Raw genomic sequence first — 15,612 nt, forward strand, 5'->3', positions numbered from 1 at the left:
AAGAGAGGCATCCGTTGGGATGCCTCTCTCTTTCTTATATTCCATTTCTTACAATAAGCACATCACATGGCGCATTGCGGGCAATTCCCTCAGAAACACTGCCGATAATAAAACGTTCCACTGTATTCAAACCAGTAGCGCCGCAAATAATCAAATCGGCATCATATTTCTCGGCAATATCCCTTGGAATAACAGCTCTTGGTGATCCGAATTCAATTGCTTTCTCCACATTTTCTACACCGCCTTGGGCTGCCTTCCTTGTATACTTTTCCATTATTTCTTTGGCAAATTCGTCTGCTTTCGAAGCAACAGATTGATCAAATGCTGCAACTGTAGCGAAAGAACGTGTGTCAATAACATGTGCTAAAATAAGCTTTGCATTATTTTCTGCTGCAATAGATACAGCCTTTTCAAAGGCTTTTTCTCCTTGCTCCGAACCGTCGACAGCAACAATGATTTTCTTATACGTTAACCCCATATTAACACCCTCCTATTTCTTCTATTTAATTATATACCCTCCTATTGCATAACATTAACTTTAATAAGCAAAAATAAAAAAGCATTTCAAAACAGGAGGGGACAGCCATCATGAGGGAAATAAAGGGAAACCCGAACTTTGATTATGATGAAAATGGTCATTTGGAAGTTACGGCACAAGTGATGGACGCCTATAATGACGGCGCCATTGACAGCTTGATTATCCGCAGCCAAGAAGAGAAATAAGCAAAAAAACTGACTCAAAACTCCGTTAAACGGTCATTTGAGTCAGCCCCTTCTTCATTCATTATGAAATTACTTGAAGCTCTTTCGGAAACTTCGTCAGGATTTCCACGCCATCTTTCGTTACATACACATCATCTTCGATTCGCACACCAGCTACATTTGGCACATATATACCTGGCTCAATTGTATAAACCATACCCTCTTTTAATGTAAGTGGATTTGTTGATGTGAGGGATGGGAACTCATGAACACTTATACCAAGACCATGTCCAAGGCGATGTGGAAAATACTCTCCATAACCAGCGTCCTTAATCACATTTCGTGCTGCCATGTCCACATCCATACATTTAGCTCCAGGAACAGATGCATCAAGAGCAGCGAGCTGGGCTTTCAATACTGTGTCATATATCTTTTGCTGTTCATCATTTATATCCCCGAAAGCTACCGTTCTTGTAATATCGGAACAATAGCCATCCACAACAACGCCTAAATCAAACAGAACTAAATCTCCCTTTTTGATTTTTGTATTCCCTGGAGTGCCGTGTGGTGACGCACCGTTTTTGCCTGTTAGCACCATTGTGGAGAAGGACATTTTGCCGATGCCTTTTTTCTTCAATTCATACTCAATGGCAGCCAAAATTTCCATTTCTGTTTTGCCTTCTGCAATCTCGCTGCAGCCAACCTCAATCGCATAATCTGCCCACTTGCAAGCTTCGCGGATTTTGGAAAGCTCTTGCTCTGATTTGACCATTCTCACTTCATTCAGCTTTTCCTCTGCAGGCAAGTATTTCTCAATGGCAGGGAAATATTGCTGTAATGCTTCATATCTAGAAATATTCATATGTTCTTTTTCAACAGCAATTCGTTTTGCTGCTGATTTTTTGCTGACTTTTTCCTGAATTGTTTCCCATGGATTATCCGTGTCACTATAACCGATTATGTCATACTTCCAGCCTGCATTTCTTGCATCATTTTGCTCCATTGCAGGACATACAAGAATCGGTTCTTCTTTTGGGAAAAGTATCAGTGCCAGTAGTCTTTCATGTGGATCACTGTAAAATCCGCTCAAATAAAAAATATTATCTGTTGATGTCAAGAAGGTGAAATCGATTGCCTCTTGTTCCATCCATGTTGATAGTTCCTTTAATTGCTTCTCCAAGGAATAATTCCTCCTTTAATAAAGTTAAACATTATCTTAATATATGTTATCGCTTCTTAAGATTATCAACAACTCCATTGCTTGTAAACCTTTAGTAATGCGAAATATTCAAGAAGAATGACTTTTTTTAAACTTGTCCGCATAGAATGGTTATAAGTGAAAAAAGGAGGAAAAATATGAAGAAGAATCGGTATTTATTATGCATTCTGTTATGTGGTGTTCTTTTATATTATGGTGTACCAAGGCTTGCTCCGTATGATGCTGGCTTGGCAGGAATCTTTTCTGTTACTTGGCTCGCATTTGCCATCTTTGTGCTTGCAGGAAACTTAACTGCATTGCTGTATACGCCAAAAGCAAAACAACAGAACAGTAAAAAAACACTTCAGCAGCTGCAAAAGAAAAGAAAAATCCGTTACTATCAATAAAATACTTAAGCTTGTCAAAGCTTCTCAATCACAGGTGAGTCCATTCGCATAATTGGGCAACATTGGTGGATAATGAAGAAGGGATTTGGCAAGCTTCTTTTTTTGCTTCTAATTCTATAACAGATATATGAATTATTTGTAACAATTCTTTCGTTACTTTCTTTTTTCTTTGTCATACAAGTATTAAATAACTAAATGGTCAAAACTGTACTAATAATTAAGACGATAAAAATTTCACTGTTATATACATATTGGATTGAATCGAACGAGTGGACATTCTATAATAAAAGAGAAGACAACCGAAAGAGCTAAACTCACTAAACTTACCCGTTTTCATTAAGTTTATGAGTTGACTACATAGAGAATGAAACCCAAAAGGAGGGTGAACAGTGGCAACAAAACATGAACAGATTCTGAATTATATCGACGAACTGCCCGTTGGAGAAAAAATTTCCGTCAGGCAAATCGCAAAGGCGCTGAGCGTAAGCGAAGGAACAGCCTATCGTGCTATTAAGGAGGCTGAGAATAAAGGGTATGTCAGCACGATTGAACGGGTTGGAACGATAAGGATTGAAAGAAAAAAGAAAGAAAATATTGAAAAGCTGACATTTGCTGAGGTAGTAAATATTGTAGATGGACAAGTTCTTGGCGGAAGGGATGGACTTCATAAAACCCTAAACCGATTTGTCATTGGAGCGATGAAACTAGATGCAATGATGCGCTATACAGGTGCAGGCAATTTAATGATCATTGGGAACAGAATAAAGGCTCAGGAGCATGTATTAAGAGCAGGTGCGGCTGTTTTAATTACCGGTGGATTTGATACAGAGGAACATGTGAAGCGGCTTGCTGATGAGCTGCAGCTTCCGATTATTTTAACAAGCTATGATTCCTTTACTGTTGCTACCATGATCAACAGGGCAATCTATGATCAGTTGATTAAAAAGGAAATAGTGCTTGTAGAGGATGTTCTGACTCCTTTGGAAGAGACGATTTATTTAAAGACAGATGATCCTGTTTCCATGTGGCAGAAATATAATGAAGAGACAATGCATGGCAGGTTTCCAGTTGTTGATGCCAACATGAAAGTACAAGGCATGGTTACTTCGAAAGATATTATCGGTAAACAAAAGGAAATATCAGTTGAAAAGATTATGACGAAAAGCCCTGTTACAGTCGGCGGCAAAACAAGTGTAGCCTCTTGCTCCCACATTATGGTTTGGGAAGGGATTGAGCTGCTTCCAGTAGTTGATGAAGCAAATAGGCTCCAGGGAATCATAAGCAGACAGGATGTCTTAAAAGCGCTGCAGATGAATCAGAGACAGCCGCAGATTGGCGAAACAATTGATGATATCATTACAAAACAAATCAATGTTTCTAAAGGCAAACCGAAGTCAGAAAATTCCTTTACTTGCGAAGTTACCCCGCAGATGACAAATCACTTAGGAACCATTTCTTATGGAGTGTTCACCACCATTGTTGCAGAAGCTGCAAACCGAGTGCTGAGAGGGCATAAAAAAGGCGATTTAGTGGTGGAAAACTTAACAATCTATTTTATAAAACCAGTTCAGATTGACAGCACCATTGAAATAGTCCCGAAAATCCTGGAAGTTGGCCGGAAATTTGGGAAAGTCGATGTAGAAGTGTTCAATCAAGGCGTGCTTGTCGGCAAGGCTATGATGATGTGCCAGTTAATTGACAGACACTAGAAAGGAGAGAAATAGAAGATGAAACAAAGCATATTAGATGCAATTAAACAATTTGAAACCATTATAATCCACAGGCATGTCCGTCCAGATCCAGATGCATATGGATCTCAAGGAGGCTTGGCTGAAATCATCAAAACATCTTTCCCTGCCAAAAAAGTTTATACAGTAGGGAAGGAAGAAGAATCGCTTCATTTTTTACGAAGACTTGATGTAATTGAGGACAGCATGTATGAGAATGCTTTAGTTATTGTTTGCGATACTGCCAATCAAGAAAGAGTATGTGATAGTAGATATACAAAAGGGCGTATGCTGATAAAAATTGACCATCATCCTAATGACGATCCATACGGGGATATTGTTTGGGTCGATACTTCGGCAAGCTCTGTAAGCGAAATGATTTATGAATTTTATTTATTTGGCAAAGATCAAGGCTTGAAGCTGAACGATGAAGGAGCAAGACTGCTTTATGCCGGCATTGTCGGAGATACAGGCAGGTTTTTATATCCAAGCACAACAGAAAAAACCTTCAGCTATGCAGGAGAATTAATAAATTACAACTTCACACGGCCTGACATGTACAATCAAATGTATGAGCTTGAACCAAATATCGTTAAATTAAATGGATATGTGCTGCAGAATTTTACGATGCTTCCAAGCGGAGCAGCATATATGAAGCTTGATAAGGAGGTATTAAGCCGTTTTGAGGCTGTTCCTTCGCAAGCTTCGTTACTTGTCGGCGAACTGGGAAGCGTAAAGGGTATTACAGCATGGGTGTTCTTTATTGAAGAAGACGATCAAATCAGGGTCAGATTCCGCTCTAAAGGTCCTATTATTAATGTCCTTGCGAAAAAGTACAATGGGGGCGGTCATCCCCTCGCATCTGGAGCGAGTATATTTAGCTGGGATGTTGCACAAGACGTTATCCGTGATTTAGATGAGCTTTGTAAATAAAAAGTAAAAACCCAAGAATTATTTCTTGGGTTTTTTATCATACTGCTAATCGGCAAAGGTTACACTCAGCTCTACATATACAGTCGTATAAATGATAAGCTCAGAGACTTTGAATCTGTAGCGCTTTTGATCTGATTCGACCACTTTATTTTCGATAGATTTCTTGAGCAGGGCCCGGCTTTTATATACAAGCTCCATATCTTTAGCCACAATTGTCCGCAGATCTTCCTTAATAGCATCTTCCATTTCTAAAGCATTAAATGGTTTGATATCGTATTTTTCCTTGTCTTTGCTGTTTATTTTCACGACTATTCCTTGTATTGTCAGTTTTTCCTCCGCTTTTTTATTCAGCTCGGAAAACTCCTGCTGCCATATTTCCTTATCTTTTTCTAAGTCTGCAATCGTGCTTTTTTGATTTTTTATTTCAGTGCTGTACCTTTCTTGCCAAACACCAAACATAAACAGAAAGACACACCAGCTTATAAAGCCTCCTATCACCATTCCAGCAAAAAAACGCTGAAGGGAAACATTTTTATAAAACGGTGGTATCCTCATGTTAAATATACTCCTGTGTTATCCATCGTAAGATCGTTGCACCAGTATGGGCCCCGCCGAATGCAGAAACAATCAATAGTATCTGTTTGAAAAGATCTTTCGTTCCGGCGTCATAAATACCCTTTTCAATTGTATTGATTGCATCGAAAGTGCCGCCTATAGCTGTAACAATCGCCCAAATCCTAATCATATCCGACAATTTCGTTATTTCTGTCAAGAGAGGCTTGCCTGTCATAAATGCGGCTAAACCGCCTAACAGGGCACCTCCGAGCACAACACCAAGGGCAATAAAATAGCTTTCTATAAATGCCGGGAAAAATGGTTCTTGGTTCATCTTGTCAACCTCACAGTCCCTATTATTCTCTTAATCATACATATGGACAAACTGGGGGAATTATGATTGCTGGAGTTTGGAAACACGAAAAAACTTCCATATTAAAATGAATTAGGCTTTGCTATAAGGAATTCGTATAGACAATGAAAAAGTAAGAACATATTTTCTTTTTTTATGCAATAGAACTATAATAAAAGGATAATTAGTTGCCATAGTCGAACAATTAAATGATTGTGGCGATAAAGAATAATAGTAGAAAGTTTTTGTAAAAGAGTGGTGATTATATGTCTTTTGTTCATCTGCAAGTATCAAGCGCGTACAGCTTGCTGTCGAGTACAGCGTCCGTTAAACAGCTTGTTTCCGCTGCGAAGGAAAGGGGATTCAGTGCGCTTGCCTTGACCGATCGCAATGTTATGTATGGGACGGCAGCTTTTTATAAGGAATGTATCAAGCAGAATATTAAACCTATTATCGGTTTAACTGTCGATATTATCAGTGAAAAGCACACAGATACGGCCTTCCCTCTAGTGCTGCTGGCAAAAAACGGGGAAGGCTTCCAAAACCTGTTGAAATTATCAAGTGCCATCCAGACTAAAAACAAACAAGGCATTCCAATCAGATGGCTAAAGCATTATGCTGACGGGCTGTTTGCGTTTACTCCAGGACATAGTGGTGAAATAGAGCAGTCTCTGCTGGCAGAAGACCTAGAGCACGCTAAAGAAACAGTGGCTTTATTTAAGAGCATACTCGCTCCCGGTCATTTTTATTTATCGCTACAAAAGCACGGGATAGAAGCAGAGACAGCCTTGAATAAAAAGCTAAAAGAATTAGCAGAGTCTTCAGCAACAAAACTGATTGCTGTAAATGATGTCAAGTATACAAGCAAGGGAGACCGTTTTGCGCAAAGCTGTTTGAATGCAATTAAACATGGCATCACCTTAGCTGAGGTAGTACAGGATGAATGGGAATCTGAAGAGCGTTATTTGAAAAGCAAGCAGGAGATGGTAGAGCTGTTCAGCGAGGAGCCGGAGGCGTTGGAGAATACTTGGGCGGTTGCTTCAGCATGTGAATTCCAGCTTGGAGAGAAGGTCGCTGCATTGCCAAAATACCCTCTTTTAGCCGGACAAACAGCCGACGGGTATTTACTGGACTTATGCGAGCAAGGGCTGAAAGCTAGATATACAAATCCTTCGAAAATACATATGGAACGCCTTCGTTATGAACTGGATGTAATCAACCGGATGGGCTACAGCGATTACTTTCTGATTGTCTGGGACTTTATGAAATATGCAAGAGACAACGAAATCCTAACAGGGCCTGGAAGGGGTTCTGCTGCAGGCTCGATGGTTGCATATGTGTTGTTCATTACAGACGTTGATCCGATAAAATATGACTTGCTGTTTGAGCGCTTCTTGAATCCTGAACGGATTACGATGCCAGATATCGATATTGATTTCCCGGATGACAAGCGGGAACAGGTTATTGAATATGTTAAAAACAAATATGGTGAGCTGCATGTAGCACAAATTATTACATTTGGGACACTTGCAGCAAAAGCTGCCTTAAGAGATGTTGGCAGGGTTTTTGGGTTATCGATGAAAGAGTTGGAGCAACTTTCAAAATCAGTGCCCTCGAAGCTTGGAATCACATTGGAGCAGTCCCTGCGGGAATCAAAGCAGCTTCAAGCATTTATTGCGGAATCTCCGAAAAATAAACAAATCTTTGAAACAGCTTGCAAAATAGAAGGGCTGCCGCGACATGCGTCTACACATGCTGCTGGGGTAGTGTTAAGCGAAGAGCCCCTTGTACAGATTGTCCCGATTCAAGGAGGCAATGAAGAGGTTTATTTAACACAGTACAGCATGGAGCATTTGGAGGAACTGGGATTATTAAAGATGGATTTTCTCGGGTTAAGGAATTTATCCTTGCTGCAATCTATCATGGAAACCATTCAGCGCCAAACACATAGAAGAATCGCAATTAAAGAAATTCCTTTAGATGATTCAGCAGTGTTTGAACTCTTGAGCCAAGGAGAAACAACAGGAATATTTCAGTTGGAATCTGACGGAATGAGAAATGTCTTGAAAAAGCTAAAACCAACAGAGTTTGAAGACATAGTAGCTGTTAATGCCCTTTACCGTCCCGGTCCAATGGAGAACATCCCGTTATATATTAACAGGAAGCACGGCAAAGAAGAAATTGATTATTACCACCCTGATTTACAGGTAATCTTAGAGAAAACATACGGGGTAATTGTTTACCAAGAGCAGATTATGCAAATTGCTTCTAAAATGGCAGGTTTTACTCTAGGCGAAGCAGATTTGCTTCGCAGAGCAGTGAGCAAAAAGCAGCGGGATGTGCTAGCGTCAGAACGGGTTCATTTTGTAAATGGTGCGTTGGCAAAGGGATATACACAAAAGGCCGCAGATGAAATTTATGAACTGATTGTCCGATTTGCAGATTACGGGTTTAATAGGAGTCACGCAGTAGCATACAGTATGATTGCCTACCAGCTTGCCTACTTAAAGGCGAACTATCCGCTGTTTTTCATGTCATCTCTTCTGACGTCAGCAGTCGGAAATGAAGGGAAAATTATGCAGTATATCCAGGAATCAAAGCAAATGGGTATTAAGGTTTTGCCTCCTTCTATTAATAAGAGTCATTTCGCCTTTATGGTCGAAGGCAGTGAGATTTTATACAGCTTAGCGGCTGTTAAAGGGGTCGGAGCAGCTGTCTTGAAAGAAGTGTTCCGTGCGAGAAGGCAAAAAAGATTTGAGGATCTTTTTGATTTCTGTTTGCGAACCTCTCCAAAGATAGTAAACAGAAAAATCATAGAAGCCTTTATATACGCAGGCTGCTTTGACGAATTTGGAGAGGACAGGGCAACATTGCTTGCGACCATTGATGTAGCAATTCAGCATGCTCAACTTGTTCATCCAGATGGCATGGAACAAGATGATCTGTTCGGTGAAGAAGGCTTTTTCTTTAAGCCGAAATATGTCCAAGTAGATCCGATGAACGCAGAGGATAAGCTTTCATTAGAGAAAAAGGTTCTCGGACTCTATCTATCTAATCACCCAGTTTCCATATATGAGCAATACAAGCAATTGCTTCGCTCTAATCATTTAGGTGAGATGGCTCCAGGCGGAAAATACAGGACTATAGTATATATAACGGACTGGAAAGCAATCCGAACAAAAAAAGGGGAACCGATGGCGTTCCTTTCCATAAGTGACCAGAGCGGGGAAATGGAGGCAGTCGCTTTTCCGGCAGCTTATAAAAAACTGCAAAACTTGATTCAAACGGAAAAAATTGTATTTATGGAAGGGAAAGTTGATGAACGGAACGGAAACAAACAATTTGTTATCCAAGATGCTGCAAATGTTTTGGAAATCGTCCAATCACAGAAAGCAAACAAACATAAATTATTTATTAAGATTGTCCAGGAAAATGAAACAGATGAAATAAAAGGAAGACTATTGGACATCATTAACAATTATAAAGGGGCTACCCCTGTTATTATCCACTATGTGCAATCTGGAAAGACAATTCAGCTGAATGAAGATTTCTTCATCGATCCTGTAAAGGAATGCCTTCAAAGGCTTGAAGAATTGCTTGGTACAAATCACGTAATCTTGTCTGATTAACTTTACAACTCTGCAATCTTGTTATATTGTTTAATAAGTCAACTGGTCTGACCACTAAGTTCGCGAGTTTTCTTACAGAAACAGGAAGTTTTTATGGCGGGAAAAGGAAAGATGACCAGAAGTTTTAAGGACATGCTAACAAGAAGCAGGTGATGATGAACGGTGAACGAGTCTTCTTCTAACAGCTCCAAGCTTTATTTGGACATAGTCAATCAATTAAGGGACATGATTGAGCAGGATGGCTTAAAACCTGGAGACAGGCTTCCCTCTGAACGTACCCTTTCCGAAAGGCTAAATGCAGGAAGGTCGTCTGTAAGAGAGGCGCTGAGGGCTTTAGAGCTTTTAGGGCTTATTGAGACGAAAAAAGGCGAAGGCACTTTTCTTCGGGATTTTCAAGGACATCGTCTTGTACAGTTAATCAGCACATTTATACTGCGTGATGAAAAGGCTAAATTGGATGTATTAGAAACAAAGAACTTTATACAATTGAATTGTTTGCAAATTGCAATGGAAAAAATGACAGAGAAAGAGCTGGCCGAAATCACAGAATGGGTTGAGTCTGAAAAGGTCAGTGAGAGTGATTTCTTTTTCAAGATTGTCCATATAGCCGACAACTATTTGCTGTTTCGTTTATGGACTATTCTAAAGGATTATTATTATTCTTTAGGGTTTTCCAATGTCTACTGGACAAAAGAAGACTATTTGCTGCTATTAAATAATATAAAAAGCAAAAATGAACTAGAACTGATCATGAACTATAGGGAAAAAAAGCAACTTTAAAGAAAATTAGCTATTATTTTATTTATTATCCTGATTTTTAGATACTTTTTAAAAATGCCAGTCAGGTAAGTATCAGTATGCTTTTTTTTACTATAATGTGCTGCTAAGATTAAAAATATGGTCTTAGATAAAGCGCAAAATGCAAAAAAATGGGGAGGCTTCCACATTGATGATAAAGGAAATATTTTCGAAATCGAAAAAAAAGAAATATGCAACCATCCCTTCAGAATCATCTAAACATGATGTTCCAGAAGGTGTCATGACAAAATGCAGCAATTGCAAAAAAATCATGTATACAAAGGAATTGCAAAAGAACCTCAAGGTTTGCCTGAACTGTGGCTTCCACTTGCCAATGACAGGCTATGAGAGGCTCGACAGCTTGCTTGATGAAGGCACGTTCACAGAGATGAACAAGGAAATGAAAACAGGCAATCCATTAAATTTCCCAGGCTACGAGGAAAAAATCGCAGGCGATCAGAAAAAAACGCATATGAATGAAGCGGTTGTAACAGGCACTGGTGAAATAAATGGTCTTCAAGTAGTAGTCGCTGTCATGGATTCTTCCTTTAGAATGGGAAGCATGGGATCGGTTGTCGGAGAGAAAATCACTTTGGCAATAGAAAAAGCAGATGAACTTTCTGTGCCATTCATCATTTTCACAGCATCAGGCGGTGCAAGGATGCAGGAAGGTGTCCTCAGTTTAATGCAAATGGCTAAAACAAGTACAGCATTGAAGAAATTCAGCGACAATGGCGGGTTGTACATTACGGTGATGACACATCCAACAACAGGTGGAGTGTCTGCAAGTTTTGCTTCGTTAGGAGACTATAACTTTGCTGAGCCAGGCGCCCTGATCGGATTCGCAGGTAGAAGAATTATCGAACAGACGATAGGCGAAAAGCTGCCGGAAGACTTCCAAACATCTGAGTTTTTATTAAAGCATGGTCAGCTCGATGCCGTTATACCGAGACTGGAAATGAAAGAAAAACTCCATTTAGTATTAGAAATGCATCAAGCGGGCGGTGATTCAGAATGGTAGAACTAGAATTTGACAAGCCAGTCGTTGAACTGAAAAACAAGATTAAAGAACTTGAAGATTTCTCGAAAAAAGCAAATGTTGATCTTTCTACTGAAATTGAAAAACTGGAAAAACGATTGGAGAAATTGGAAAAGGATATATATGAGAACATGAAGCCTTGGGATAGGGTGCAGATTGCAAGACACCCAAGCAGACCGACAACTCTTGACTATATTCCATATCTTTTCACCGATTTTATCGAGCTGCATGGTGACAGAACATTTGGTGATGATGCAGCAATAGTTGCCGGTATTGCTAAATTTAAAGGTCTTCCGATAACAGTTATAGGCCACCAAAGAGGGAAGGATACAAAGGAAAATATCCGCAGAAACTTTGGTATGCCTCATCCTGAGGGATACAGAAAAGCATTGAGATTAATGAAACAGGCAGATAAGTTTAGACGGCCGATTGTTTGCTTTATTGATACAAAAGGGGCTTATCCTGGAAAAGCGGCAGAAGAACGCGGGCAAAGTGAAGCTATTGCGAAAAATTTATTTGAGATGGCTTCTTTAAAAGTGCCTGTTATCTGCATCGTAATTGGAGAAGGAGGAAGTGGCGGAGCGCTGGCATTAGGTGTTGGTAACCATATGCATATGCTTGAGAACTCCACGTATTCCGTTATTTCTCCAGAAGGTGCAGCAAGCATCCTATGGAAAGACTCTAATCTGGCAAAGCAAGCTGCAGAAAAGATGAAAATCACGGCACCTGATTTGAAGGAGCTGGGTATTGTTGATACGATCATTCCAGAGGTAAGAGGCGGAGCACATCACGATGTCGAAGCACAAGCTGGTGAGATTGAACAGGTGTTGTTTGCATCCCTTAAGGAATTGAGGGCAATGACAGAAGGTGAGCTTGTTGAACACCGTTACAATAAATTCAAAAGCATCGGAGAACATATCTCTGAGTGATTCTAACGTAAAGAGCTTAAATGGGAAGCATAAGCTTCTTGTTTAAGCTTTATTTTTTTTTGTGCAAATCTTTATATAAAAATATTGAATGAAAATATAGCAATTATCATCGGAAAATGAGAAAATGCAGATGTCGGCAAAAAAGGAATCATCAAAGATTCTTAAATAGCATGCTAGAGGGTTTAAGCTTTCTTATTCGGGAAAAGATAAAAGAGGGAGCAAATAAGATTTTGCTGACAATTCCGTCTTTAATTTTTTTTTTAGATAAAGTTGAGATAGATGAGCCTTCATGATATGTTAGAATTGTTATAGTCAAATGTAATTAAATGAACGCTAAATTATCATAATAAGGAAAAGAAAGCCTTGGGAATTACTATTTTTTAGGGAATATTATCTTTTTATGTGTAATATTTGTGACAGATATTGCAGAAAGATGTTATATAATTTAGTATATGTATGTTTTTATCTACATAGCAGTAGATTAAATTGTATGAGGTGATTGTAATGGTTAAAAGAATTGGGGTACTAACTAGCGGCGGAGATGCGCCAGGAATGAATGCAGCAGTAAGAGCAGTTGTGCGTAAAGCTATTTTCCATAACGTGGAAGTATACGGAGTAATTGGCGGATATGCAGGTCTAATCAATGGAAACTTCAAGAAACTAGAAGTTGGTTCTGTTGGAGACATCATTCACCGCGGCGGAACATTTTTATTCTCTGCTCGTTGTGAAGAGTTTAAAACAAAAGAAGGTCAACAAAAAGGTATTGAGCAGCTTAAAAAGCACGGTATTGATGGTCTTGTAGTTATCGGTGGAGACGGGTCCTACATGGGTGCGAAGGCGCTTACAGAACAAGGATATCCATGTGTCGGCGTGCCAGGAACAATCGACAACGATATTCCAGGAACAGAGCTGACTATCGGATTTGATACAGCTTTGAACACTGTTATTGATGCGATTGACAAAATCCGCGATACAGCAACATCCCATGAGCGTACATTTATTGTCGAAGTTATGGGAAGAAACGCTGGAGACATTGCACTTTGGGCAGGTCTTGCTGGCGGAGCTGAAACAATCCTTATTCCAGAAGAAGGCTTCCATATTGAAGAAGTGGTTGACCGTCTGAAAAAAGGTAGTGAACGCGGCAAAAAACACAGCATTATCATTGTTGCTGAAGGTGTAAGCTCAGGTGTCGAAATCGGCAGACAAATTGAAGAGCACACCGGGTTTGACACTCGCGTCTCTGTATTGGGTCATATGCAGCGCGGAGGTTCTCCAACTGCAGCAGACCGTGTGCTTGCAAGCAGACTTGGCGCATACGCAGTCGAGCTTCTTGTAGAAGGAAAAGGCGGACGAGCAGTTGGTATCGAAAAGAACCAATTGGTAGATTATGATATAATTGAAGCATTATCACGCAAACATACAATCGACAAGAACTTATATCGCCTATCAAAAGAATTGTCCATCTAATGATAGAACAGGAGACTCGAATTAGAATTATTTCTACTTGGAGTCTCTGCCATGAATAAAAAATATTTAAATTGGAGGCAATAATAATGCGTAAGACAAAAATAGTATGTACAATCGGTCCTGCTAGTGAAAGTGTTGAAAAGCTGACACAACTTATGGAAGCAGGTATGAACGTTGCACGTTTAAACTTCTCTCATGGTGATTTTGATGAGCATGGAGCTCGTATTAAAAACATCCGTGAAGCATCTGAAGTTACTGGTAAAAACATCGCGATTCTTCTTGATACAAAAGGCCCGGAAATTCGTACGAATAATATGAAAGACGGTGCTATTGAGCTTGTAGCTGGAAACAACATCATTGTTTCTATGAAAGAAGTAGAAGGTACTACAGAAAAATTCTCCATTACATACGAAGGACTTATCGATGATGTCGAAGCAGGAAGCAAAATCCTTTTGGATGATGGCTTAATTGGACTTGAAGTAACAAGCATTGATAAAGCAGCAGGAGAAATACATACAAAAATCCTCAATACAGGCACATTGAAAAACAAAAAAGGTGTTAACGTGCCTGGCGTTTCTGTTAAGCTTCCAGGAATCACAGAAAAAGATGCTAACGACATTCTATTCGGAGTGGAGCAAGGCATTGACTTCATCGCAGCTTCATTTGTTCGCCGTGCATCTGACGTACTTGAAATCAAGCAGTTGTTAAAAGACAATAACGCTTCTCATGTTCATATCATTCCTAAAATCGAAAACCAAGAAGGTGTCGATAACATCGATGAAATCTTGGAAGTTTCCGACGGCTTAATGGTAGCACGCGGTGACTTAGGTGTGGAAATACCTGCAGAGGAAGTTCCATTGGTTCAAAAATTATTGATTAAAAAATGTAATATCTTAGGTAAGCCGGTTATTACTGCTACGCAAATGCTTGACAGCATGCAGCGCAATCCGCGTCCAACAAGAGCGGAAGCAAGTGATGTAGCAAATGCGATTTTTGACGGTACAGATGCTATCATGCTTTCTGGAGAAACAGCTGCTGGAACATACCCTGTTGAAGCTGTTCAAACAATGCATAATATCGCGTCAAGAGCAGAAACAGCTCTTAACCATAAAGAGATCCTTTCAAAACGCAGCAGAGAGATTGAGCACAACATCACTGATTCAATTGGACAATCTGTTGCTCACACTGCTTTGAATCTTGATGTTAAAGCAGTAATCACACCAACTGCAAGTGGACAAACGGCAAGAATGATTTCTAAATTCCGTCCGGAAGCTCCAATTGTTGCTGTGACATATGATGCGCATATTTTAAGACAGCTTGCTCTAGTTTGGGGTGTTTATCCACGTCTAAGCACAAGATCAGAGTCTACTGATGAAATGCTTGATGTAGCAGTACAAGAGAGTGTTAACAGCTCTATCGTGACACACGGTGACACAGTTGTTATTACAGCTGGTCTGCCAGTTGGTGAAACAGGAACTACAAACATCATGAAAATTCATGTTGTTGGAGACGTTTTAGCAAAAGGTCAAGGTATCGGCCGCAAAACAGCTTACGGTAAGGTTATCGTTGCTAACAATGCGAAGGATGCACTTGATAAAGTGAAGCAAGGTTCTGTTTTAGTAACTACAGGAACAGATCGTGACATGGTTCCAGCTTTGGAAAAATGCAGTGCTTTGATTACAGAAGAGGGCGGATTAACAAGCCATGCTGCTGTAGTTGGACTAAATCTTGGTATCCCAGTAATCGTAGGTGTTGAAAATGCAACTAGCATCTTCGAAGATGGACAAGAAATTACAGTTGATTCCCGTATTGGAACAATCTACAGCGGACATGCAAGTGTGCTGTAATAGTTAATAATAAAAACGCCAATGGTTCT

Annotated in this window: 14 protein-coding genes; 10 read left to right on the top strand and 4 right to left on the bottom strand. The window is 39.8% G+C overall.

Annotated features, from left to right (window positions below; translation table 11 throughout):
* Positions 1-34: 34 nt before the first annotated feature.
* Positions 35-478 carry a universal stress protein gene (locus M3600_RS04875; RefSeq protein WP_233317418.1) on the bottom strand — a complete coding sequence of 148 codons (444 nt, stop codon included), beginning with the start codon at positions 476-478 and terminating at the stop codon, positions 35-37.
* A 110-nt stretch (positions 479-588) separates the two neighbouring features.
* On the opposite strand from M3600_RS04875, the gene M3600_RS28855 reads away from it, so the two are divergent.
* On the top strand, positions 589-723 hold the full coding sequence (locus M3600_RS28855) for a hypothetical protein (RefSeq protein ID WP_267913463.1): 135 nt from the start codon (positions 589-591) through the stop codon (positions 721-723).
* Positions 724-784: 61 nt separating this feature from the next.
* On the opposite strand, the gene M3600_RS04880 is transcribed toward M3600_RS28855, so the two are convergent.
* Entirely contained in the window at positions 785-1,882 is a 1,098-nt protein-coding gene (locus M3600_RS04880) for a M24 family metallopeptidase (protein WP_251644859.1), read from the bottom strand.
* A gap of 176 nt (positions 1,883-2,058) precedes the next feature.
* Here M3600_RS04880 and M3600_RS04885 point away from each other — a divergent pair, with 176 nt between their 5' ends.
* The 3 genes from M3600_RS04885 to M3600_RS04895 all read left to right on the top strand — a co-directional run bounded on the left by M3600_RS04885 (position 2,059) and on the right by M3600_RS04895 (position 4,967).
* Positions 2,059-2,307: a hypothetical protein gene (locus tag M3600_RS04885; protein ID WP_233317420.1), complete on the top strand. Its 249-nt coding sequence runs from the start codon at positions 2,059-2,061 to the stop codon at positions 2,305-2,307.
* Positions 2,308-2,696: 389 nt separating this feature from the next.
* Positions 2,697-4,016 (top strand): DRTGG domain-containing protein, encoded by a 1,320-nt coding sequence (locus M3600_RS04890; RefSeq protein ID WP_233317421.1) that lies wholly within the window; start codon positions 2,697-2,699, stop codon positions 4,014-4,016.
* An 18-nt stretch (positions 4,017-4,034) separates the two neighbouring features.
* On the top strand, positions 4,035-4,967 hold the full coding sequence (locus tag M3600_RS04895) for a DHH family phosphoesterase (RefSeq protein ID WP_233317422.1): 933 nt from the start codon (positions 4,035-4,037) through the stop codon (positions 4,965-4,967).
* A 45-nt stretch (positions 4,968-5,012) separates the two neighbouring features.
* Here M3600_RS04895 and ytrI read toward each other — a convergent pair whose 3' ends face one another.
* Both ytrI and ytrH read right to left on the bottom strand, forming a co-directional pair.
* Positions 5,013-5,522, bottom strand: coding sequence for a sporulation membrane protein YtrI (gene ytrI, locus M3600_RS04900; RefSeq protein WP_233317423.1), 510 nt, complete (start codon positions 5,520-5,522; stop codon positions 5,013-5,015).
* Between the two features lies 1 nt (position 5,523).
* Positions 5,524-5,856 carry a sporulation membrane protein YtrH gene (ytrH, locus tag M3600_RS04905; protein WP_233317424.1) on the bottom strand — a complete coding sequence of 111 codons (333 nt, stop codon included), beginning with the start codon at positions 5,854-5,856 and terminating at the stop codon, positions 5,524-5,526.
* Between the two features lie 284 nt (positions 5,857-6,140).
* On the opposite strand from ytrH, the gene dnaE reads away from it, so the two are divergent.
* From dnaE to pyk, 6 genes are all read left to right on the top strand, one after another.
* On the top strand, positions 6,141-9,503 hold the full coding sequence (gene dnaE, locus M3600_RS04910) for a DNA polymerase III subunit alpha (protein WP_237941796.1): 3,363 nt from the start codon (positions 6,141-6,143) through the stop codon (positions 9,501-9,503).
* A 162-nt stretch (positions 9,504-9,665) separates the two neighbouring features.
* Positions 9,666-10,283 carry a FadR/GntR family transcriptional regulator gene (locus M3600_RS04915; protein WP_233317427.1) on the top strand — a complete coding sequence of 206 codons (618 nt, stop codon included), beginning with the start codon at positions 9,666-9,668 and terminating at the stop codon, positions 10,281-10,283.
* A gap of 169 nt (positions 10,284-10,452) precedes the next feature.
* A complete protein-coding gene (gene accD / locus M3600_RS04920) occupies positions 10,453-11,322 on the top strand; it encodes an acetyl-CoA carboxylase, carboxyltransferase subunit beta (protein WP_237942333.1) in 870 nt (289 codons plus the stop codon).
* Positions 11,316-12,269, top strand: a complete 954-nt coding sequence (gene accA / locus M3600_RS04925; RefSeq protein ID WP_233317429.1) for an acetyl-CoA carboxylase carboxyl transferase subunit alpha — start codon at positions 11,316-11,318, stop codon at positions 12,267-12,269. Before accD ends, accA begins: the two co-directional genes overlap by 7 nt.
* A gap of 504 nt (positions 12,270-12,773) precedes the next feature.
* Positions 12,774-13,736, top strand: coding sequence for a 6-phosphofructokinase (gene pfkA, locus M3600_RS04930; protein WP_233317432.1), 963 nt, complete (start codon positions 12,774-12,776; stop codon positions 13,734-13,736).
* An 86-nt stretch (positions 13,737-13,822) separates the two neighbouring features.
* Entirely contained in the window at positions 13,823-15,583 is a 1,761-nt protein-coding gene (pyk, locus tag M3600_RS04935; RefSeq protein WP_233317434.1) for a pyruvate kinase, read from the top strand.
* The last annotated feature ends 29 nt before the right edge of the window (positions 15,584-15,612 follow it).

This window comes from Niallia sp. MER 6 (assembly GCF_023714395.1).
Lineage (GTDB): Bacteria > Bacillota > Bacilli > Bacillales > Cytobacillaceae > Niallia.

What these genes read in the sequence shown, in the direction of transcription:
- M3600_RS28855 (WP_267913463.1), top strand. Translation starts at nt 589, where the DNA reads ATGAGGGAAATAAAGGGAAACCCGAACTTTGATTATGATGAAAATGGT.
- M3600_RS04885 (WP_233317420.1), top strand. Translation starts at nt 2,059, where the DNA reads ATGAAGAAGAATCGGTATTTATTATGCATTCTGTTATGTGGTGTTCTT.
- accD (WP_237942333.1), top strand. Translation starts at nt 10,453, where the DNA reads ATGATAAAGGAAATATTTTCGAAATCGAAAAAAAAGAAATATGCAACC.
- accA (WP_233317429.1), top strand. Translation starts at nt 11,316, where the DNA reads ATGGTAGAACTAGAATTTGACAAGCCAGTCGTTGAACTGAAAAACAAG.
- M3600_RS04895 (WP_233317422.1), top strand. Translation starts at nt 4,035, where the DNA reads ATGAAACAAAGCATATTAGATGCAATTAAACAATTTGAAACCATTATA.
- ytrH (WP_233317424.1), bottom strand. Translation starts at nt 5,856, where the DNA reads ATGAACCAAGAACCATTTTTCCCGGCATTTATAGAAAGCTATTTTATT.
- M3600_RS04875 (WP_233317418.1), bottom strand. Translation starts at nt 478, where the DNA reads ATGGGGTTAACGTATAAGAAAATCATTGTTGCTGTCGACGGTTCGGAG.
- pyk (WP_233317434.1), top strand. Translation starts at nt 13,823, where the DNA reads ATGCGTAAGACAAAAATAGTATGTACAATCGGTCCTGCTAGTGAAAGT.
- ytrI (WP_233317423.1), bottom strand. Translation starts at nt 5,522, where the DNA reads ATGAGGATACCACCGTTTTATAAAAATGTTTCCCTTCAGCGTTTTTTT.
- pfkA (WP_233317432.1), top strand. Translation starts at nt 12,774, where the DNA reads ATGGTTAAAAGAATTGGGGTACTAACTAGCGGCGGAGATGCGCCAGGA.
- dnaE (WP_237941796.1), top strand. Translation starts at nt 6,141, where the DNA reads ATGTCTTTTGTTCATCTGCAAGTATCAAGCGCGTACAGCTTGCTGTCG.